17 protein-coding genes, 1 tRNA gene and 1 pseudogene are annotated in these 20,756 nt (G+C 34.8%); 11 read left to right on the top strand and 8 right to left on the bottom strand.

Translation table 11 applies throughout. The features are described 5' to 3' along the window. Positions 1–23: 23 nt before the first annotated feature. From glsB to trmB, 3 genes are all read right to left on the bottom strand, one after another. On the bottom strand, positions 24–950 hold the full coding sequence (gene glsB / locus DD649_RS16025; protein WP_294108769.1) for a glutaminase B: 927 nt from the start codon (positions 948–950) through the stop codon (positions 24–26). Positions 951–1,011: 61 nt separating this feature from the next. Further along, on the bottom strand, positions 1,012–1,341 hold the full coding sequence (locus DD649_RS16020; RefSeq protein ID WP_294108767.1) for a YggL family protein: 330 nt from the start codon (positions 1,339–1,341) through the stop codon (positions 1,012–1,014). Beyond that, on the bottom strand, positions 1,334–2,059 hold the full coding sequence (trmB, locus tag DD649_RS16015; protein ID WP_294108765.1) for a tRNA (guanosine(46)-N7)-methyltransferase TrmB: 726 nt from the start codon (positions 2,057–2,059) through the stop codon (positions 1,334–1,336). The genes DD649_RS16020 and trmB overlap by 8 nt, the downstream gene beginning before the upstream one ends. A 341-nt stretch (positions 2,060–2,400) precedes the next feature. Here trmB and mutY point away from each other — a divergent pair, with 341 nt between their 5' ends. The 11 genes from mutY to DD649_RS15960 all read left to right on the top strand — a co-directional run bounded on the left by mutY (position 2,401) and on the right by DD649_RS15960 (position 16,037). After that, positions 2,401–3,453 carry an A/G-specific adenine glycosylase gene (gene mutY / locus DD649_RS16010; RefSeq protein WP_336430955.1) on the top strand — a complete coding sequence of 351 codons (1,053 nt, stop codon included), beginning with the start codon at positions 2,401–2,403 and terminating at the stop codon, positions 3,451–3,453. Positions 3,454–3,464: 11 nt separating this feature from the next. After that, positions 3,465–3,731 carry an oxidative damage protection protein gene (locus DD649_RS16005; protein WP_294108761.1) on the top strand — a complete coding sequence of 89 codons (267 nt, stop codon included), beginning with the start codon at positions 3,465–3,467 and terminating at the stop codon, positions 3,729–3,731. A gap of 57 nt (positions 3,732–3,788) precedes the next feature. Next, positions 3,789–4,862 (top strand): membrane-bound lytic murein transglycosylase MltC, encoded by a 1,074-nt coding sequence (gene mltC, locus DD649_RS16000; RefSeq protein ID WP_294108759.1) that lies wholly within the window; start codon positions 3,789–3,791, stop codon positions 4,860–4,862. Between the two features lie 228 nt (positions 4,863–5,090). After that, positions 5,091–5,166, top strand: a tRNA-Phe gene (locus DD649_RS15995). A 501-nt stretch (positions 5,167–5,667) separates the two neighbouring features. Further along, a complete protein-coding gene (locus tag DD649_RS15990; RefSeq protein WP_336430954.1) occupies positions 5,668–8,856 on the top strand; it encodes an ATP-binding protein in 3,189 nt (1,062 codons plus the stop codon). 759 nt (positions 8,857–9,615) lie between these two features. Beyond that, on the top strand, positions 9,616–9,948 hold the full coding sequence (locus tag DD649_RS15985; RefSeq protein WP_294108755.1) for a helix-turn-helix transcriptional regulator: 333 nt from the start codon (positions 9,616–9,618) through the stop codon (positions 9,946–9,948). A gap of 407 nt (positions 9,949–10,355) precedes the next feature. Continuing rightward, the gene (locus tag DD649_RS15980) at positions 10,356–10,889 is read left to right on the top strand and encodes a fimbrial protein (protein WP_294108753.1); all 534 of its coding nucleotides are present in this window, start codon (positions 10,356–10,358) and stop codon (positions 10,887–10,889) included. Between the two features lie 150 nt (positions 10,890–11,039). Beyond that, positions 11,040–13,514: a fimbria/pilus outer membrane usher protein gene (locus DD649_RS15975; RefSeq protein ID WP_294108751.1), complete on the top strand. Its 2,475-nt coding sequence runs from the start codon at positions 11,040–11,042 to the stop codon at positions 13,512–13,514. Positions 13,515–13,517: 3 nt separating this feature from the next. Then, positions 13,518–14,249 (top strand): fimbria/pilus periplasmic chaperone, encoded by a 732-nt coding sequence (locus DD649_RS15970; RefSeq protein WP_294108749.1) that lies wholly within the window; start codon positions 13,518–13,520, stop codon positions 14,247–14,249. 2 nt (positions 14,250–14,251) lie between these two features. Further along, positions 14,252–15,247 (top strand): fimbrial protein, encoded by a 996-nt coding sequence (locus DD649_RS15965; protein ID WP_294108747.1) that lies wholly within the window; start codon positions 14,252–14,254, stop codon positions 15,245–15,247. 136 nt (positions 15,248–15,383) lie between these two features. Further along, positions 15,384–16,037 carry a response regulator gene (locus tag DD649_RS15960; RefSeq protein ID WP_294108745.1) on the top strand — a complete coding sequence of 218 codons (654 nt, stop codon included), beginning with the start codon at positions 15,384–15,386 and terminating at the stop codon, positions 16,035–16,037. Between the two features lie 427 nt (positions 16,038–16,464). On the opposite strand, the gene DD649_RS15955 is transcribed toward DD649_RS15960, so the two are convergent. From DD649_RS15955 to DD649_RS15935, 5 genes and pseudogenes are all read right to left on the bottom strand, one after another. Further along, positions 16,465–16,806 carry a helix-turn-helix transcriptional regulator gene (locus DD649_RS15955; protein ID WP_294108743.1) on the bottom strand — a complete coding sequence of 114 codons (342 nt, stop codon included), beginning with the start codon at positions 16,804–16,806 and terminating at the stop codon, positions 16,465–16,467. 593 nt (positions 16,807–17,399) lie between these two features. Beyond that, a pseudogene (locus DD649_RS15950) lies at positions 17,400–17,504 on the bottom strand (integrase core domain-containing protein); the annotation flags it as partial. A gap of 51 nt (positions 17,505–17,555) precedes the next feature. Continuing rightward, positions 17,556–18,509 (bottom strand): hypothetical protein, encoded by a 954-nt coding sequence (locus DD649_RS15945; protein WP_294108741.1) that lies wholly within the window; start codon positions 18,507–18,509, stop codon positions 17,556–17,558. A gap of 123 nt (positions 18,510–18,632) precedes the next feature. Continuing rightward, positions 18,633–19,583 (bottom strand): hypothetical protein, encoded by a 951-nt coding sequence (locus DD649_RS15940; RefSeq protein ID WP_294108739.1) that lies wholly within the window; start codon positions 19,581–19,583, stop codon positions 18,633–18,635. A gap of 218 nt (positions 19,584–19,801) precedes the next feature. After that, entirely contained in the window at positions 19,802–20,743 is a 942-nt protein-coding gene (locus tag DD649_RS15935; protein ID WP_294108737.1) for a hypothetical protein, read from the bottom strand. Positions 20,744–20,756: the final 13 nt, after the last annotated feature.

Here is a 20,756-nt window from a genome sequence, read left to right as displayed (position 1 = left end):
CGTCTTTCAATCATTGATGATAATTAGAAAACCGAACGTCCAATTCGTTTCGATAATAATTCTAAGGCAGCACAACCGACTAAAGAGTTCCCTGCTGCATCTAATTCAGGCGCCCACACAACCACGGTAAACTGATTAGGTACCACACAAACAATACCACCACCCACACCCGATTTACCGGGCATACCTATACGAAATGCAAATTCACCAGAACCGTCGTACATCCCACATGTCATCATCAATGCATTTATTTGTCTAGATTGCAGAGGTGTAATGATAGGGTCGATGGAACAAGACGATATTCCTTGCGATGCCAAATAAGAAAAACAGCGCGCTAATTCAACGCAATTCATACTTAGAGAGCAATAATGAAAATAGGTTTCAAGTACTGTTAAAACATCATTTTCAAAATTATTAAATGACTTCATTAAATAGGCAATAGCCGCATTACGACTGGCATGATCCATTTCTGAACGCGCCACTGCGGAGTCATAAGAAATATCCGGCTCACAAGCTAGCTTTCGGACAAACTCTAGCATTCGTTGCTTAGGTGCACTGAGGCGTGATTGCAACATATCAGCAATGACAATAGCACCGGCATTAATAAAGGGGTTACGTGGAATTCCCTTTTCCATCTCGATTTGAATTAATGAATTAAAGGGTAATCCAGAAGGTTCTTTACCGACACGACTCCAAATTTCATTCTCTTCATAACGCGTCATTGCCAAAGTTAAACTAAGGACTTTTGAAATCGATTGGATTGAAAAACGTTGCTGTGTATCCCCTGCGGTAAATATGTCACCATCTACGGTCATCACAGCAATACCGAGATGATGGGGAGAAACATTGCCTAATGCCGGTATATAAGCGGCAACCTGTCCTTTTCCGACCATTGGACGTACTTGATCGAGAATATCGTTCAGCAATTGATTAGAAAACATTAAACTCAAAGTTTTCACTCCAGAAAATAAAGGCATCCAAGAGGATGCCTTTATAGAAAACCAATATCAGTTATTCCCACCAAACATCAAAAAGCTCTGAAACGACGATATCGCTCATGCCTTTAGATTTTAGCCAGTTTTCAACTATTTGACGGTGTTCTTCTGTACATTTACCAATTTGTTGTAGGCAAACAATACCTTCCCAATTCATATAACCGCTAGCTTCAAAAGCAAGGCCATTTGGTTCAATAGCTTCGGCGATAAACAGGTCAACCATACGGTCAACTTCTTCAATCGGCGTGCCTTCTTTAAAATTCCATTTTACGATGAAGCCCAATTCTTGGAATTCATCTATACGCATTTTTTTACGTAAACGACGACTGCGTGGTTGTTTAGCCATGATTAATCCTCTCAAACATTAAATCCCATACACCGTGCCCTAACCGCTGGCCGCGCTTTTCAAACTTTGTTTCTGGTCTTGTTTCAGGACGAGGAACATAGTCATTAGTTGACGATAAATTTTTATAGTCATCGACACTGTTCATCACCCCAAGCATATGTTTTGCATACGGCTGCCAATCGGTCGCCATATGAAAAACGCCACCGACCGCAAGCTTGCTGCGTATTTTTTCTGCAAAAGGTGCTTGCACAATTCGGCGTTTATTGTGTTTTATTTTATGCCATGGATCAGGAAAAAATAGCTGAACCATCGATAAACTTTCATTCGGTATCATGCAATCTAATACTTCGATTGCATCATGGCACATCACACGTAAATTCGTCACACCCTCTTCTTTAGCAAAAGCGAGGCACGCACCAACACCTGGCGCATGAACTTCAATTCCAAAAAAATTTTTCTCTGGATTTTGTGACGCCATGGTGACCAAAGAGGTACCCATACCAAACCCAATTTCAAGTACCACAGGGTTTGAATTTTTAAATACTTTAGCAAAATCAAGGGGCTTGTTAATGAAATCGATACCCATTTCTGCCCATTCGCTTTCTAATGCGTCTTCTTGTCTTTTAGTCAGACGCCCCTGACGACGAACAAAGCTGCGCACACGGCGCATAATCCGCCCTTCTTCATTATATTCGGGGGAGATAACATTATTGATCATAATAAAGTTCTAAGAATTAGTTGCCCAATTTAGTCAATGTACCAACAATCAAGTTAAATATAACTCGACTCAATATACCCTAAATAGTTCGAGTTGTTGGTCTGTGTACTGTTGTGCTATCTCGATAAACATATAAGTTTATGTGATTTGGATAGCTGAATGTAATCGTCACCCAGACAACTTGAAGCATGACGGGTATGGGAGTTTACCAAAAGTCTCACACAGTTGCAGTTGATAATTGGATAACTTTACACTAAACCACACAATAAGCGGTTTACAGCCACCGCGCTCTATGTTGCAATCCTCACCATTACTGGAATATCAATAAAAATAATATATCAATGGAAGCTCAACAATTTTCACGTGCAGTGCTTGACTGGTACCACAAATACGGACGAAAAACCTTACCATGGCAACAGGAAAAAAGTTCCTATCACGTCTGGTTATCGGAAGTCATGCTGCAACAAACTCAAGTCAGCACCGTCATCCCTTATTTTGAAAAATTTATTCACCGGTTTCCCGATGTGAACGCCCTAGCGGCTGCGCCTTTAGATGAAGTCTTGCACTTGTGGACAGGCCTAGGCTATTACGCACGTGCGCGCAATTTACATAAAGCGGCTCAAATGGTTTCAACGCAATACCACGGGCAATTCCCCACCACTTTCGATGAAGTTCTTGCTTTATCGGGTGTTGGACGCTCCACTGCTGGTGCTATATTGTCGTTATCTCAACAGCAGCATTACCCAATTTTAGATGGTAATGTAAAACGCGTACTTGCTCGCTGTTATGCAGTTGATGGATGGCCGGGTAAAAAAGATGTTGAAAATCGGCTTTGGGATATCAGCACCAAAGTGACCCCAAAAATAGAAGTCGAATTTTTTAACCAAGCCATGATGGATTTAGGTGCTATGGTCTGTACTCGTAGCAAACCAAAATGTGAATTGTGTCCGCTCAATATGGGCTGTGTAGCCTATGCCAATCATTCATGGCAGACCTATCCAGGGAAAAAACCAAAACAAACCATCCCTGAAAAAAGCGCTTGGTTCTTAATTATGCAGCAAGAAAGTTCAGTTTGGTTAGAACAACGGCCACCTTCCGGCATCTGGGGGGGGTTATTTGTTTTTCCACAATTTGAGTCTTTCGAAAAATTGAATGAATGGCTTGTCAACTCAGGACTAGGTCATGATACGCCTGAGCAATTAATTGCGTTTCGCCACACTTTTAGCCATTTCCATCTAGATATTATTCCTGTAAAAGTTAATATTAACGCATTTAATTCTGCCATGGATGAAGGCAAAGGACTCTGGTATAACTTACACTTAGGTGCAACAATCGGCTTGGCAGCACCGGTTGATAGTTTATTAAAACAACTTGCCTTACTACCTGATATTTGAGGAAATAATTAATGAGTAGAACCATTTTTTGTACTTTTTTACAACGTGATGCTGATGGTCAAGATTTTCAGCTATATCCAGGTGAATTAGGTAAACGTATTTTTAATGAAATTTCAAAAGAAGCTTGGAGTCAGTGGATGACAAAACAAACCATGCTGATTAATGAAAAGAAACTCAACACCATGAACCCTGATGACCGTAAAATGCTTGAGCAAGAAATGGTCAAATTCTTATTTGAAGGGCATGATATTCAAATTGATGGTTATACACCTGAATAATCGCTTATTGGCCTATCTACCTATAGGTAGGCCTATTGCATTAACACTGTGAATCGTATGAAAAAACTATTTGCGCTAACATTGCTGATACCACTGATTGTTTCTTGTTCTAGCAATCAAAAAACTGATTATAACCCTGACTTTATCAAAGACACCAATGGGTTCGATATTCTTATGGGACAATTTGCTCATAATATTGAAAACATTTGGGGCATCAAAGAAGTGCTTATTGCAGGTCCTAAAGACTATGTGAAATATACCGATGAATATCGCACTCGCAGCCATATTAACTTTGACGCAGGTACCATCACAGTCGAAACAATTTCAGCTATTGAGCCTGCACAACATCTCAAAAAAGCCATAGTGACTACTTTATTGATGGGCGATGATCCTAATTCTATCGACCTCTATTCTGATACCAATGATATACCTTACAGCAAAGAACCATTTTTGTTTGGTCAAGTATTAGATAATACGGGTGAACCCCTTCGTTGGGAGTGGCGCGCAACTAAATTTGCAGATTATCTGATTACTAACAAAATGCAGCGTCGCCAATCAGGCATGAATATCGTTTGGTCAGTCACCATGCAACTGGTACCAAACCATCTTGATAAACGTGCGCATAAATATCTGCCTTATATTAAAAAATCTGCTGCTAAATATGGGGTTGATGAATCACTGATCCTTGCCATTATGCAGATAGAATCGAGCTTTAACCCTTATGCAGTTAGCCGCTCCGATGCGCTTGGTTTAATGCAAATCATGCCAAACACTGCTGGTAAGGATGTTTTCCGCTCACAAGGTAAATCAGGTGTACCAAGTCGTAGCTATTTGTTTGACCCACAAAATAATATCGATACAGGTGCCGCTTATTTAGCTATTTTGCAAAACAGCTACTTGGGCGAGGTAAGCAATCAAACCTCTCGCCGCTACGCGGTTATTACCGCCTATAATGGTGGTGCTGGTAGCGTATTGCGCGTATTCCACAGTGATAAGAAACAAGCAGCACAGCGTATTAATAATTTAGAGCCTGGTGAGGTTTATGAAACATTATCGACTAAGCACCCTGCCGCTGAATCACGCAATTACCTTATCAAGGTAAATAAAGCACAGAAAAATTATTTACGCTAAGACATCTTAATTTGAAAAGAGATGATGTTAAAAAATCATCGATAAGCATTAACGTTAAATGCCAGCGAGAAAATAATCTTTTTTCTCGTTGGCATTTGTTTTCTTATCACATTTTTTATTCATTTAGATTAAAATTTAGCTAACCTGTTGAAAAAAAGCGCATCCGACCTAAGTTTTTTAGAATGTTCCTTGACTCACCCTCTTAAATCAGGTTTAATACGCTCCGTTGCCCGGATAGCTCAGTCGGTAGAGCAGGGGATTGAAAATCCCCGTGTCCTTGGTTCGATTCCGAGTCCGGGCACCACTTTATTATTAACAGACGTCATAGACGTCTGTTTTTGTTTGTAGCGTTCGCTAAAATAATACGCCTCCAAGTCTATCATTTCACTAACCTAACACTACCTCACTACATAGTTTTAGCTATATTCCTATTTTCATCATATACATAACACTCATAAAAACAATCCATTACACGGCTCGCTATAATATTCAATTTTTGAAAATTTATTCATGCCAATTCGTTTCATCATAGTCGACAATCTAAAAATGATTTAAAGTTATCAAAATACAATTTTACATAATAGCTTTCGTCATCTATATTTTAATCGAATCAAATTCAAGGAATGTTTATTGAATAAAAAAGAAAAGAATTTAGTCGCAAAAAGGTAGCCAATAAACTGGATTCTGATAGCAATACTCCTTTACTTTAATATTGTGATTTTGCAATGATTAAAGCATAGCGGTATCTAATTTTTATATTTTTATCTAGAATAACACTGTGTAACTAATGATAACGGGTTAGCCTATGAGCCTATTACCCTCTGCATTTTCTCGAGTGACCAAAACATCTAATCGCATCAGTAGCCTATTATTTGTTGCGCTTCCGCTTTTATTGGTCTTACTAGCGACATTACTTTGGAGTGCAGAGCGAATAATTGATCAAGAAAAACGTCGACTACAAGTCGATTTTTCCTCTTTTATTGGCTACCTCCGCGAGCAAGAAACTTTTTTGGCTGCCTTAAAAAAACAAAACCAAAATCTTTCTCAATTAATTGAAAGCCGAAATTATTCTCTCGAATATCAAAAATTACCATCCAAATGGCCATTACGGTTGCTAGAAGGAAAAGAATCCGTAGTCGCAATGCCATTTACCTTAGCCTGTGGCACTCATTTAGAGTGCAATAAAGTACCCAGTATCCTATTTTCACTAGGTGCCTATTTGGCCGATTATTATTCTACATTTTGGGGAAGTTCATATTTCCCCGCGGCCGCAGTCTTTTTTGTGAATCCACATGACCACATTAGCATTAGTGTTCCCTCAGTTGGCACTATAACAGGGAATGAATCTATTACTCCCACGCTCTATCGAACCGTGACGGAAACAGTACGAAATGCATTACCACAATTAGCATTGCAATTTGAACAAGACCAAAACCAAGGATTGGACAAAGTTATTTGGCTGCATAACGACCAACTAGGTAACAACTTACTCGGTATTTTACCTGGGGGGTTTGATCATAATTTATGGCGAGGAGAGCAGTTATCGCCTAAAGATATTTATGCCGTCACCTTATTCAATCGCGAACGTATTAGTGTACTTGAACGAATTCTTAATCCAACATTGCCACATCAATTTTGGTTAGTTCATAAGGAATATGGTCAATTATTAGGACAATCCCCTGTCCCTAATATTGAAGAAGAAGGCCTACATTATACAAAAGAAGGGTTATTGCTTAAGCAGAATAATAAAACAGGCCAATGGATTGGCTATTACCTTATTCCTTACTCTGCTTTTTTTGACGATAATCTCTGGTTACCCTCGAGTTTACTTTTCGCACTCATATTTAGCTTACTATGTGGTTGGGGGTATCATTACTGGTACCAGAGATATGTTTTAAATCCTGCGGTTAAAGCACAAAATACATTACTCGACAGTGAAGCATTTAATCGAGTATTAATGGATACCACACCGATAGGGCTTTGTGTTATAGAAAAACAAAGCCAACATATTTTATATATCAATACATTAGCTCAACGATGGTTAAATGTTCCTATACTTTCAGAAGCTCATCTTTCTCCTATCTACCAACAGCTTCTCACTATCGTTACTCCATTTGCCCACCAAGAAACATTCTCACCCTTTATTTCCGGTGAAAATACGTTATATATTGCTTATGCGCATACCCATTACCAACAAAGTGAAGTTGTCTTATGTGCATTCACCGATATCAGTGCTCAAGCCGAAATTGAGCGCCAATTAACGCTAGCAAAACTAACGGCAGAAGAAGCTAATCAGGTAAAATCAAATTTCTTAGCGACCATGAGTCATGAAATTCGTACCCCACTCTACGGTTTAATCGGAACCCTTGAACTCTTATCATCGACAACTTTAACTGAAAAGCAAACTCAATATTTACTGCAAATGGACTCTGTATCACGACTATTAATGCATATCATTGGTGATATTCTTGATATCAGTAAAATTGACGCAGAACAACTACGTCTACAGCAGCAGCCTCTTAACCTGCTTGATGTTATATATAACACTCTTCAAACCTATATGGAGTTAGCAAACCAAAAAGGATTGTTACTTTTTTCTTGTATCGATTCACAATTAAACCCTGAACGCATTGGCGACCCATTACGAATACAACAAATTTTAGGTAACTTAATTAGCAATGCCATCAAATTTACTCAGAAAGGTTCCATTATTGTTCAAGTCCGGTCAACTCAAAATAATAGCGTCACTATTTCAGTTAATGATACTGGAATTGGCCTGACCGCTGTTCAAAAAGAACGTCTTTTTGAACCCTTTTATCAAGCACATACAGCCTCACACACATACGGAGGAACAGGACTAGGCTTAGTCATTAGCCAACGTTTAGTCACCTTAATGAACGGGGATATTCATGTTAATAGCCAATTAGGACAAGGAAGCCAATTTACGATAAGTATTCCACTTCCATTGGCGATGAGTGCAGTCATAAAACCTGATTTAACAGGAATGAATATTTGGTTAGAGACTCCGCATAAAAAGCTAACACATCATCTTCAACAATGGTTAACACTTTATGGAGCCCATGTTTGGTTAACCCAAAAGGAAATGATTGAAAATAAAACTTATCCTGTTTATTTAACCTTTGCGCCATTAACACCCCTCTCGCATTGGAAAGGGGAACAAATCATACTTCCTTCCTTAAATGTCAATTTACCTTCACTTATTAGCCAATTGGTTACATTGAAGAAGCCTGCTCCAAATACTCAAATTCTCTCCACCATACCCGTAAATGCCCTGCAATATGCTATTCGTATCTTAGTTGCTGAAGATAATCCAATTAACCAATTGGTTTTACAAGAACAATTAGAGCAGTTAGGGTGTGAGGTAACGTTAGCTGATGATGGAGAAGAAGCTTTAGCTTTATGGGATAGCAGTCTCGTAAATTTTGATATGGTACTTACGGATGTTAACATGCCATACCTTAATGGCTACGAACTAGCGCAGCAACTACGCAAAGAAGGTGCTACTTGCCCAATTATAGGCGTGACTGCAAATGGCCTAAAAGAAGAAGAAGAATATTGCTTAGCTGCGGGAATGAACGCCTGGTTAGTCAAACCATTAGACCGTATTACATTGATCCAATTATTAGAACACTATTTTCCCATAAACCAACGGGAAAACATTAAATTAATCCCTCAACAAATAACTAATCCTTTACACGGGCCTGAACGCGAAAAAATCATTCAATACTTACAAAATGATATTGCTCAATTATCTCTTGCCATAAAACAACAAGAGAAAACTAGCATTAACCAAATATCACACCGTTTAAGAGGGGCATTAGTCATCGTTCAACAAACGGAAGTAGCCACACAGCTGCGAATTTTAGAAGAACAAATAATAGTAAGTAAAAATTTAAATCAAATATCTGATGAATATAGAAAAATAGCAGATGAACTACATGCTTGGGTTTTAACACTAAATGTTACTTATTGAATTTAAAGGGTAAAAATTACGATTTTTATATTCAAAATGCACCGCAAATATAAGCTATTGTGAAAAACTTGAAAATTCCTAGCTCATTGCGCAAGATCAGCTATTACATTTACACTGGGTAATAAGTAATGATTAACCTAAAATTACTTATTATCTTTTGCTACTTTACAAAAGTTACTTTAAGAGCTGCTATTAATATATAAACCTATATGTACTTGTAATGACTTACCTTTACCACCAAAGAATTTAGCATACTACCCTACCCCCAAAATAAATCTTCCGATATTCAGTATATTAAAATTAATTTCTCACACCAAAAAAAAGCATGATAAAAAATAGCAATTATTATAGATAGTATCTGTCAGTAAAAATAATTAAAAATTAAACAACTAAACTTAATAATCCGAGTCCTTTAAGGATATATTTACTTCAAGAGATTTATTAGTAATTAATGTAAAGCATAAAATAATGTATTTTCAAGTTAAGCATCACAATTAACTATATTCACTCAAAGTACCCATCCGGAAAACGATGCTTTTTTTAATGAATGTTTTATAAAATTGCAGATAAGAACTAAAAAACAAATAATTATGACTGAAAAAATCAATTATTGTTAAGCTAAATTAATAATTAAGCTTCATCTTTTACTCGGATGGGTGTTTGTTATTTTTGTCTAATTTAATTAGTATTTATTGGCTCCAATTATCCATATAAGACCAAGATTTATTTTTAAGATATGCACTTAATAAAGGAAATAAAATGACGCTTAGATATCCTGTTACCAAAATAGTTGGGAGTAGAATAAGAAAAATAAGAAAATCATACGGTCTGACAGGAACAGATTTAGCTAGGCATTTAAATATTAGCCAGCAACAGTTTTCTCGCTATGAAAGAGGAACAAACCGAATAGACATAGATTCCTTAGTTGCTATCGCTGATTTTTTGAAAACAAGTATCCATTATTTTTTTGAAGATATTTCCGTTGCTGAATCAATTGATCACAAAACACACAATATAAGTACATTTAATAGTAACTTATGCCCATTAACTAAAGTTATGACTAGTAATATTATTTTAAACGATAAGTTTTAAGGATCCCCTTATATTTACAATTAAAATAATAGAATAATATATTGTACATGTTGTCCAGTAACTAAAGTTATAACTAATAATATTATTTTTAAACGATAAGTTTTTTAAGGTTCTCCTTATATTTATCATTAAAACAATAGATTAATATATTAGCCAGTAACTAACGTTATACTAGTAACATTATTTTTAAACGATAAATTTTTTAAGGTTCCCCTTATATTTATCATTAAAATAATAGAATAATATATTGTACATGTTGTCCAGTAACTTCAATTAATAAAGTGAAAAACACATAAAGTAAAATAAATCCTAGCTATATCAATAATGTGAATTTCGATTTAGCTATTCTAACTAACTAAGAAACTTTCTTAGTTTATATAAACTATATTATTAATAAGGTTTTCAATATGAAAAAGACGCTATTAGCATCTTCAATTATCGCATTAACATTCACTGCTGCTTCAACTTCATTTGCTGCTGATTTGGGTAGTGGCACCATTGAGTTTAAAGGCACAGTTAATACCGGAGCTTGTACTATTGCGCCTACATCCGTTAATAAAGAAGTACAGTTAGGTTCTGTTCCTGTAGCATCACTTCAGTCAGCCGGAGCTCAAGGGCCAACTGCTGATTTTACCCTAGAACTTAAAGACTGTATTTTAGACCCAGAAGCAAGTGGAACTGATTTCTCTAAAGTTAAGGTAACATTTACAGGTCAAATGGAACCAGCAGGCAATTTATGGGCAAATAGTGGTACAGCTGAAAATATCGGAGTTCTTTTCCAAAATGGACAAGGTAATAATTTAGTTTCAGGCGATAATGTAGAACAAACTTTATTTGCAGGCTCGAATACCATCAACTTATCAGCTCGTATGCAAGCACTAGGTGCAGCAAAAGCAGGTACAGTTAAGTCAACAGTCGCTTATGTTTTAGATTATCAATAAACTAAAAATATAATTCATTTAAATCCCATTATTATTAATGCCTAATTAATCCAAAGGTCTCGGACTATGCTGCGTATTTATATATGTATTGCATTTTAAGTGTTCCTTTGGATTTTTTAAATTTAACTTATCGAGTACGCAACTAATAAAATGAACAATATAAAAAAAAGCATAGCGACTAGTTTAATTTCTAGTATATTATTTTATTCATACTATGTTAATGCTGAGTCTGTTCAATTTAATGAGGATGCGTTATCTATTTTAGGAAATACAGATATCGACTTAACTCCTTTTGAAGAAAACACACGATCTGAAGGAGTTTATTTCTCTAATGTACTAATTAATGGTAAGAGAATTAATTTTCTCAATCAAATAAAATTTTTAAAGAAAGATGAAAAAATAGAGCCCTGCATCCCTCAAGAATTAATTGAGGTCATTGGATTAAAAGAAAAATTCACTAAAAGCATTCCATTTTGGAGTGAGGGGCAATGCTATGACTTATCAGCTAAAGATGAAAATATTAAAGTACAATTTGATGATGAAAGACAAGAACTATTAATATCCATACCTCAAGCCTATTTTATCTACGAAGATAGTAATTGGGTACCTCCTATGCTTAGGGAAACAGGAGTTAATGCCTTAGTTTTTGACTATAATATTATTGATAATTATGTTAAATATAAAAACACAGAAAGTAGCCATAATATAAGCTCATTTGGTTCCGTCGGAGCAAATATTGGGCGCTGGCGACTACGAAATAATTACCAATATCAAAAAGATTTTAATAACACACGACAAAATAATTTTAAATGGATTCAATCATATTTATTTACAGACTTACCAACTCTTTCAGCAAAAATTTTCATGGGTAAACATTATACTTCAAGTCAAATTTTTGATTCAGTACGTTTTAATGGGATAAGTATATTTACAGATGAAAAAATGTTACCTTCATCTTTAAGAGGTTATGCACCAAGCATCACAGGAACAGCAACAAGTAATGCGACTGTGACTATATCCCAAAATGGCCGTATATTAGATCAAGTTAAAGTGGCACCAGGGCCTTTTTCTATAGATAACTTAAGCTCTGCTTTATCAGGTACTATTGATGTTAAAATAACAGAAGAAAATGGTTCAGTTCGTGAATACCAAATATCATCAACGAACATCCCATTTTTGACCCGCCCTGGAATGTTGCAATATAAGCTAAATGCTGGGCAGTTAAATCCGATGGGGTATAAAAATAGTAATAATGATTTTATCTCAACAGAAATCTCATGGGGATTACTAAATAATTTATCGATGTATGGCGGAGCATTCATAACTGCGAACAATGAATATCATGCTTATAATCTAGGCACTGGTATTAACATGGAAAATTTTGGTGCATTATCATTTGATATAACACAATCTCAAAATAAATTAGAAGAAGCCAAATTAGATAATGGAAAAAGTTATCGTATTAATTATGCAAAACGTTTTTCAAATTCGAGTCGATTAAACTTAACAGGATATCAGTTTTCTAATGAAGGTTTTATGTCTGTTAATGATTTCATTGATTTCAAAGATAATTCTAAAAACTCGCATTACCGACAAAAAAATGTCTTTACAACATCATTTACTCAACAAATTATTGATTTAAATTCAGATATAAGTTTCAGTTATTCAAGAGAAAGTTATTGGAATGAGAAAGAAAAAAACAATGCATTTAATATATCTTTTAATAAAACCATCAAAAATAGTTATATGAATAATGCATTATTATCTTTTTCAATTGGTGAGAATCGCTATGCAAAAGGTAATCGTTCTAAGCAAGCATTTCTTTCATTAAGCATTCCATTTGGTGAGGGTAATGATTCACGAATTCAATATTATGGTTCATATAACGATATAGATAAAAAATATAGCAATAATGTTAATTATCACACGAAATATGATGGTAACAATATTGACCTAGGATTATCTACTAGGGATTTTTATAAAAATATAGCAATGAATGCTTCATTATATCGTGATACACCTTATGGCACGTTACAAACAAATGGTTCATATAGTGAAGACTACCATTCACTAAGTGGAACGTTAGATGGATCATTGACAATTACTAGCCAAGGCCCTGTTATACATAAAAGAGTGTACCAGAATCAAGCCAGAATGATTATTGATACAAATAAAGCAAAAGATATTTCTATTAACTCGAACGAATCGATTACAAATAATTTTGGTTTAGCAGGAATAAGTAATGTTCCAACCTATTATAGAGCTATTCAGTATGTGGATTTAAATAATATTCCATCTAATGTCAGCATTGATGATAACGTTGTTGAGTCTGCTTTAACTGATGGTGCTGTAGGTTATTCAAAATTAAAAACAATTATGGGTGAAAAAGCGTTATTAACAATTAGCTTTCCGGATGGTAAGACACCACCGTTTGGAGCCCTAGTATATGGTGAGAATGAAGATGATTTATTAGGAATGATTGCAGAACAAGGCCAAGTTTATTTATCTGGCATTCAACTAAACCAACACTTAAATGTTAAATGGAATAAAAACCAATCTTGTCAATTAATAACAAATAATATTGACATTAAAAACATAAAAAACTTAACCTGTTATAAAGAATAAATTATGATGAAAAAACTTAAATTAATAGTTAGTACTCTTATACTAATAAGTACATATACACAAGCTTCCTTATCGGTTGACCGTACTAGGATTATATATGATGAAGCTAATAAAGGAGTTAGTGTTGTTGTCGAAAATATCGATAAAAATGCACCATATTTGCTGCAATCATGGATAGAAAATTCACAAGGACAGAAAATTTCAGAGCCTTTAATTGCACTTCCGCTACTACAACGGATTGAGCCTGCACAAAAGAAACAAGTTAGAATTAGCATATCTAAAAATGATCTTGCTCTGCCTAAAAATCAAGAATCATTATTCTATTTCAATGTGCTCGGCATTCCGCCAAAAACACAATTAGAAAATGCGGTTGAAATTGTTATTCAATCACGTTTTAAGCTATTTTATCGCCCTAGTGGACTAACTAAATATCCTAATGGGGATTGGCAAAAAGAATTAAAATTAGAAAAAGTAGGTAAATCATTAAAATTGACTAATCCAACACCTTATCATGTTGTCATCATTAATATAAATGATAGCCTAAAAAAGGTACCAAACTTTCAAGAAATTGTAGTTAAACCTAATGATAAAGTGACATATTCACTATCTGAAAAACAACAAGGATTATCATCAATAGCTATTACCTATATTGATGATTATGGTACGCCAAAATCATTGACCTATAATTGCCATAGCATGTCCTGTAACCTAATAGATGAAAATAATAAGAGGTAATGATGTCTTTTTATAAAAAAATAATATCAATTAACTCAATTGCTATGTTCTTATTAATGATGTTGAGTTTTCAAACATTTTCAGCTGTTAACGATTGCCGTTCTTCATCTGGTGCTGATTCCATTAATCTATCTGTTAGTTTTGATATAACAAATAGTTCAAGTGCAATAGCACAAGGTGCAACACTAGCTACAACAAATAGCTCAATTTTTAGTTTAACTTGTGAGTTTACTGGGCAATCAGAAACCCAAAACGCAGTATATTTCAAAAATACAACTTCATCCGCAATCAAAGAAACTTTACTTAACAGCGGGGTTGAAGTTATTCAGCGATATACATTAGGTGGATCATCAGAAGCTACCATAACAAACGCTACAATCCCTAATATGTATGTCGGCACATGGAATGAAAAACCTAATAATGAAACAATATCCACTATTGGCCTTAGGTATACCTTCACAGTTAAAAAAGGTGAAAATAAATTAAAACCATTTGATACTGGTGTGTTTTTATTAGGATCACATGTCGATTACCAAGGAAGAAATATTGGCGCACCTATTTATATTCGAATTGTGGGCAATCTAACAATGCTTTGTCCTAGCCCTACGGTTAATGTAACAGCTTCAAATGGTGGAAGTGTTAACTTTGGAGCAATATCACCCAAGCAAATGAACGATGGAGAAGCCATTAGCCGTTCTTTTAATTTGAATATGGGAGTTTCACAAGATTGTGAGACAGGTTTGAACATCTCTGTTCGTTTTGAGCCAAATAACAATACAATTATAAATGGCACTCATTTAGACATGGGAAATGGTTTACAAACGGTATTAAATGACAATAACGGAGAAATAATTTATGATGAAAATTATTATATTGGTGAAATATTACCTTCTGCTACTGTTAATTTACCCTATACTGCAACTCTCACAAAAATTCCCGGAAGTGCAATTAGTTCGGGACCTTTTTCTAAAACAATACGGGCCGTGGTTTCTTATTAACAACTATAGCTCAAGATCTATAATGGCTGGGTTTCCTAGCCTAATATTTTTTAATTATGTAGAAGTAACACCACGAGTTGACATTTTTTTCGTAGTGTTATATTGAATACTGAACTTCTGATAACGAGTAATGATAATGAAAAAACTCAGATTAGTATTAGTTGATGACCACCCCATTGTTTTATCTGGATTAAAAGAAACACTATCTCAATTAACAAGTTTAGAGATTTTAGGCGGCTTTACTCACGACTCTGAATTACTCACTTTTTTGAAAAAAAATGAAGTCGATGTTATCGTTACCGACTATATGATGCCAAATAACACCCATTCAAGTGATGGTCAGAATTATATACGTTTCTTACGTCGCCAATATCCGCAAATCGCATTGGTTGTTTTGACTATGGTGTCTAATCCTATGATTATTCAATCTCTCTATGATGCTGAAGTTTCTGCTGTTGTATCAAAAGAGGCACCATTAGCTGATCTTATCAAAGCAATTACATTAGCGGGTCAAGGCCGTCAATATCGACTACCTGTAACTGATATGGTAATGACAGTAAAAAGCCGTAATGCAGTAACACTCCCTGAAAAAGTAAAAACATTATCACCCCGCGAATTAGAGGTCTTAAGGTTATTTATCCAAGGAAAATCTATTGTTGATATTGCTAAACTACTAAATAGAAGTGATAAAACGATTAGTTTACAAAAAAATGCAGCTATGCGAAAACTTGGTGTTGATAACAACCAAGCATTAGTCAGTTACTGTGTGACTAATCGCTTATTTGATTAAAGCCTATCCCATACATTATACCATTACAAATATCCCGCCTGATTTCTATCATATCTATATTTTTATTCTCTGAATTTATAGATAACTAGGCGTTGTTTGATACTAAGCAACGCCTAGATAGCAATGAAAAACTATATTTTCACTATCTACCTAAAATTTAATTTTGTATAAAATATAGTTTAGTTGACGAGTCTTGATAATTAATAGCTAATAAATATCTTATTCTATCAACTAAGATAAATAAGATATCCAGAATAAACATCTAGCCATTAGTTTATTATTATTAAAATAATCAGCGAATAGAATACAACGATAAATATGCTCTAGCGTATGTGTACCACATAGATGAAGAAGGGATAAATAAAATGCTAATCTCGTTATTTATAGAGAAATATCAAAAACATCATAATAGTATAAAAATAATCCCTTATACTATAGCAGATGTATAATAATACTTTAAATCATCTAACTCCCAACCAAAACCGTTTAAATCAGATATATAGCGAGAAAGCTTAGGATGCTGTCCAATTATATAAAATAGTCTTTGATAAAACTCTGGAAAATTAATACCTAATATTAAAATGAATTTAAATAAAACATCAACAGTTAATGCATTCTCACCCCTTTCATAGCGAGATAATTGTTGCTGACTGACACCCAATTTTTTGGCGATTTCCTCACCACTCATTCCTGTCTCTAGCCGGTACTCTTGTAGACATTTACCAACTAATTGACTGATATAATACACTGTATCCTTTCTTTTTTTCATGTAAGAATTTAACCTTTATGTTATTAATTAATAAAAACTTCATTATATTTCAGATTAAATTATGACAAAGATAAAATTAGAAAAATATAAGGAATACCTTAATTAATTAAAGTGCAACGGTCACCTTTTATAATTTTAAAAAACCTCATCTCCCTTCATATTCTTGCAAAGAATATGATTTATAAATAATTTTAAAGCGATAATTCAAACTAATATTATATTAATCAAAAATACAATATTTACTCATTTCACATTAGTTATTATTGTATTTGAATATTTAACGATCACAATAGATATAAATAAAAAATGATATTATAGTTTTCAAATGAAGCTACACTATCACAGTTAACATAAATAATTATTTACAAACCAAAATTAAAAACAATAAACTACCCACCACCCTTAATTAGAGTAAAAAAATAGTAGCCTATCATTTAAAATAAGGTTAATAACAATTCAACTCAAGGAGTCTAATGAAAATAAATATAATTCTCATCTAGTTATGAACTAAATCTATTTCCTGCCGCTGAGCTGTCCACTCCCCATTAATTGAAACACTTCAACTTAGAGTTTTCTAACTGTTTACGATATGCCTATGGTGGGAGGTGATTTAAGCTTTCGTGCGTTCGGCTTTGGTTATAATCTTGTTGCCAAAACCACACCATTTCACGTACTTGGCTTAATAACTCAAATAAAAACTACAAAAAAGTAAAATGATGAAATAAAAATAATTATCTTGATTGTATTTACTATTCCAACTCACTTGGTTTAAATGAAAGATTATGCATAAAATATTTCTCATACGTTGTGCCATCAGGACTGGTTGATGTAACACCCGTTCTAACATCAAATACAACATGTTCAGTAGTAAAGTTATCGGTTCCCATCCCCTCTTTTTCAACTAATACTCGAGCTTCTTCATTTGTCCAATAAGGAGTATCAACTGCTTCCGACCAAATGAAGTAATACGTAAGATCGCCCCATTGGGAAAATATCTGCTGATAAACAACCACAGGCAACATAAACTTACCCAAGCCTACATTAGCCATAAAAAAAGTATGCTTCTGCCTATCTGAACGAACAAAATTACTTAAATAAAAGAAATAGCTATCAATCTCACCGGTGAGTTTATCTTTCGCTATAATGCGGACTTCTTTACTAGGGTCATTTTTAATTAATATATAAGCAACCCCTTTGGCTCCAGGACGAAGGGTAACAGCCGGAGTATTTTGTTCAAATGACCATTCAACATCACCAGAACCCCCTTTAGTATACAAGGTAAACTCAGCACCACTCCAAGCAATCGTGGGTTCTCCTGCTAAAAAAGTACGATTAATATTGCTAGCATTAGTGATTGCAAATTTCTCAGTTACCTTACGAAAGGTTAATAATACAGTATCTTGATTAGTGAAATCAGACTTTATATGACAACGCGCAAGCACATCTTCAACAAGGGTATCGCAAATATTTGCCGATGCTTTACCTGTAATATCTGTCACTGTTGAATATACCGAGCTACCAGACTCACTAATAAAAGCTGAGTTCTTAATACTGAACGTACTGAATACAATATCAACCCCAATAGCAGGCGAATTATCTATTGAATTCATGCAAATGACATTAACAACATTAGAATTTATCCCATCAGCCGGCGCATTATTAAATTCGACAGATAAATTTATTATATAATTATTAAGAGACATTATTTCACCTTATTATAAAATTGATGAATCACAATTTAATCAAAAAAGTTTAAGTTAATAAAAAGGAAATGTGAAATAACAACATTTCCTGAAATAAACTAATAAAATTCACATCCTGAAAAATTAAGGCAGGGAATACATAAAATATTTTTTATATTTACTGGAAGTTGAGCTACTTGATTTAGTGCCTGTTCTAACATCAAAAACAATACGTGATGAAGCGCGAGGAGTTTTATCGCCTTCTATCAATGGTACTCCATCGATACTATTGAAATTAAAGACCCCCAAATCCTTAGTCCAATAGGTTTCATCAATAGCAGTCGACCATATAAAGTACATGGCAAGATTACGCCATTGAGAATAAAGCTGATCATAAACTGCCACCGGCAGCATATAACTACCGAAACTCGCCACAGCGTCCGAATATTTATGTTTCTGTCGATCTGAACGAATAAAGTAACGCAGATAAAAAGTATACATATCAGATTCACCAGTCACTCTATCTCTTGCCGTGATGCGAACTTCTTTTCTTGGGTCCTCTCCAATGATGACATATGCATTCTGCTGAGCTCCTTCTCGGATGGTGATTTCAGAAACGATATTATTGATCGACCACTCAACATCCCCAGACCCCCCTTGAGTATCAATAACAAACTCAGCACCTCCCCATGCAATGGTTGGTTCACCAGGAGAGAAAGTCGCATTAATATTAGATGCATTCGTAATTTCAAATTTACCCGTTGCTGCTCTGAAGGTCAGTGACACAGAACTTTGACTGGTATTATCCGATTTAACATGGCATTTGAGCACAATATCTTCAGCAATAGTATCCCCGATATTTGCAGAAGCAACACCAATACCATCAGTCACACTGGGGTATACTGCAGCATTGTTTTCCCGAAAAAAAGCGGTTCCACGTACACTGATCGCAGTAAAAACGACTTCTAAGCCAACTGCGGGTCGAAGATCAATTGAATCCATACAAATTACTTTTACTTGATTAAAGCTCTTACCGTCAGCTTGAGCATTATTATTGACCACATTTATATTTACTAAATACTGATTATCAGCCATATAATTACCCCATATTATTGAGCAGACTAACAATAAAAAATCATTATTAACGAATATGTTGTACAACTAGTTATATAAATAATATCCCCAGTAAAATAAACGTTCGCTAATATATAGAAAGCTCAGCCACAGATAAAAAACCAGTTGGATCATTTTCAATAATATAGAGAAAATAATGTCTTATTCCTGAGCTCACCTGCCATCTGAAGTGGAAATAATTAATTAATAGCATACATGAAATACTTTTTATTAAATAAAGTATTGGCTATTGATTTAACACCCGTTTTAACATCAAAAACAATAACACGTTCAAAGTTACGAGATTCAACTTCATCAGTTACGTTTTCACCGGCCTGCTTACTATTAGGAATTAACTCTCTAGTCCAATAGGTGTCATCAACAGCTGTTGACCAAATGTAATAAACCATGAGGTTACCCCATTGTGAAAATACGTTTTCATAAGTACTCACAGGTAACAGATAGTCGCCAAATTTTTCCTTAGCCTCTGAAAAAGTATGCTTTTGACGATCTGACTGAATAAATGAATGAAGGTAGAATGAATAAGCATCTGACTCACCAGTAACCCTATCTTTCGCTATAATGCGAATATTTTTCCCAGGATCTGCATTTATCATAATCGATGCCGATTGATTAGCATTAGGGCGAATAGTTACTTCAGAAGTAATATTATTTGTCGACCATTCGATATCGCCACTACCACCGTCTGTATAGAGAGTAAACTCTGCACCTGCCCAAGATACTGTAGGCTCACCATATAAGAAAGTTCGGTTAAGATTTGCTGCTCTGGTGATTTCAAACGTTTTTGTTGGCTTACGGAATGTTAATGCAGCGGTGTGCTGACTAATAGGGTCAGATTTAACATGACATTTAATGACGATGTTCTCTGCGACTGTATCCGCGATATCGGCGGTTACTAGGCCTATACTATTAGTAATTGCAGGATACACTGTAGTGTCAGTTTCTTTAAAAAAAGCCGTTCCTCCAATACTTAATGCGCTAAGAATAACTTCCAAACCTGCAACGGGTTTGAAGTCCCTATTATCCAAACAAATCACACTAACACTATTAAAACTTTCACCATCTGCAGGTGCGTTATTATTTTTAACAGAAACATTAATGGCATATTTCATTTCAATCATTTAATTCTCCTAT

Origin of the sequence: Providencia sp. (assembly GCF_003533305.1) — a bacterium.
Classification (GTDB): Bacteria; Pseudomonadota; Gammaproteobacteria; order Enterobacterales; family Enterobacteriaceae; genus Providencia.
This window is presented reverse-complemented; position numbering and strand designations above follow the sequence as displayed.

Excerpts from the sequence above, each read along its gene's own strand:
- DD649_RS16020 (WP_294108767.1), bottom strand. The coding sequence starts at position 1,341 with ATGGCTAAACAACCACGCAGTCGTCGTTTACGTAAAAAAATGCGTATA.
- trmB (WP_294108765.1), bottom strand. The coding sequence starts at position 2,059 with ATGATCAATAATGTTATCTCCCCCGAATATAATGAAGAAGGGCGGATT.
- mutY (WP_336430955.1), top strand. The coding sequence starts at position 2,401 with ATGGAAGCTCAACAATTTTCACGTGCAGTGCTTGACTGGTACCACAAA.
- DD649_RS16005 (WP_294108761.1), top strand. The coding sequence starts at position 3,465 with ATGAGTAGAACCATTTTTTGTACTTTTTTACAACGTGATGCTGATGGT.
- mltC (WP_294108759.1), top strand. The coding sequence starts at position 3,789 with ATGAAAAAACTATTTGCGCTAACATTGCTGATACCACTGATTGTTTCT.
- DD649_RS15990 (WP_336430954.1), top strand. The coding sequence starts at position 5,668 with ATGAGCCTATTACCCTCTGCATTTTCTCGAGTGACCAAAACATCTAAT.
- DD649_RS15985 (WP_294108755.1), top strand. The coding sequence starts at position 9,616 with ATGACGCTTAGATATCCTGTTACCAAAATAGTTGGGAGTAGAATAAGA.
- DD649_RS15980 (WP_294108753.1), top strand. The coding sequence starts at position 10,356 with ATGAAAAAGACGCTATTAGCATCTTCAATTATCGCATTAACATTCACT.
- DD649_RS15975 (WP_294108751.1), top strand. The coding sequence starts at position 11,040 with ATGAACAATATAAAAAAAAGCATAGCGACTAGTTTAATTTCTAGTATA.
- DD649_RS15970 (WP_294108749.1), top strand. The coding sequence starts at position 13,518 with ATGATGAAAAAACTTAAATTAATAGTTAGTACTCTTATACTAATAAGT.
- DD649_RS15965 (WP_294108747.1), top strand. The coding sequence starts at position 14,252 with ATGTCTTTTTATAAAAAAATAATATCAATTAACTCAATTGCTATGTTC.
- DD649_RS15960 (WP_294108745.1), top strand. The coding sequence starts at position 15,384 with ATGAAAAAACTCAGATTAGTATTAGTTGATGACCACCCCATTGTTTTA.
- DD649_RS15955 (WP_294108743.1), bottom strand. The coding sequence starts at position 16,806 with ATGAAAAAAAGAAAGGATACAGTGTATTATATCAGTCAATTAGTTGGT.
- DD649_RS15945 (WP_294108741.1), bottom strand. The coding sequence starts at position 18,509 with ATGTCTCTTAATAATTATATAATAAATTTATCTGTCGAATTTAATAAT.
- DD649_RS15940 (WP_294108739.1), bottom strand. The coding sequence starts at position 19,583 with ATGGCTGATAATCAGTATTTAGTAAATATAAATGTGGTCAATAATAAT.
- DD649_RS15935 (WP_294108737.1), bottom strand. The coding sequence starts at position 20,743 with ATGATTGAAATGAAATATGCCATTAATGTTTCTGTTAAAAATAATAAC.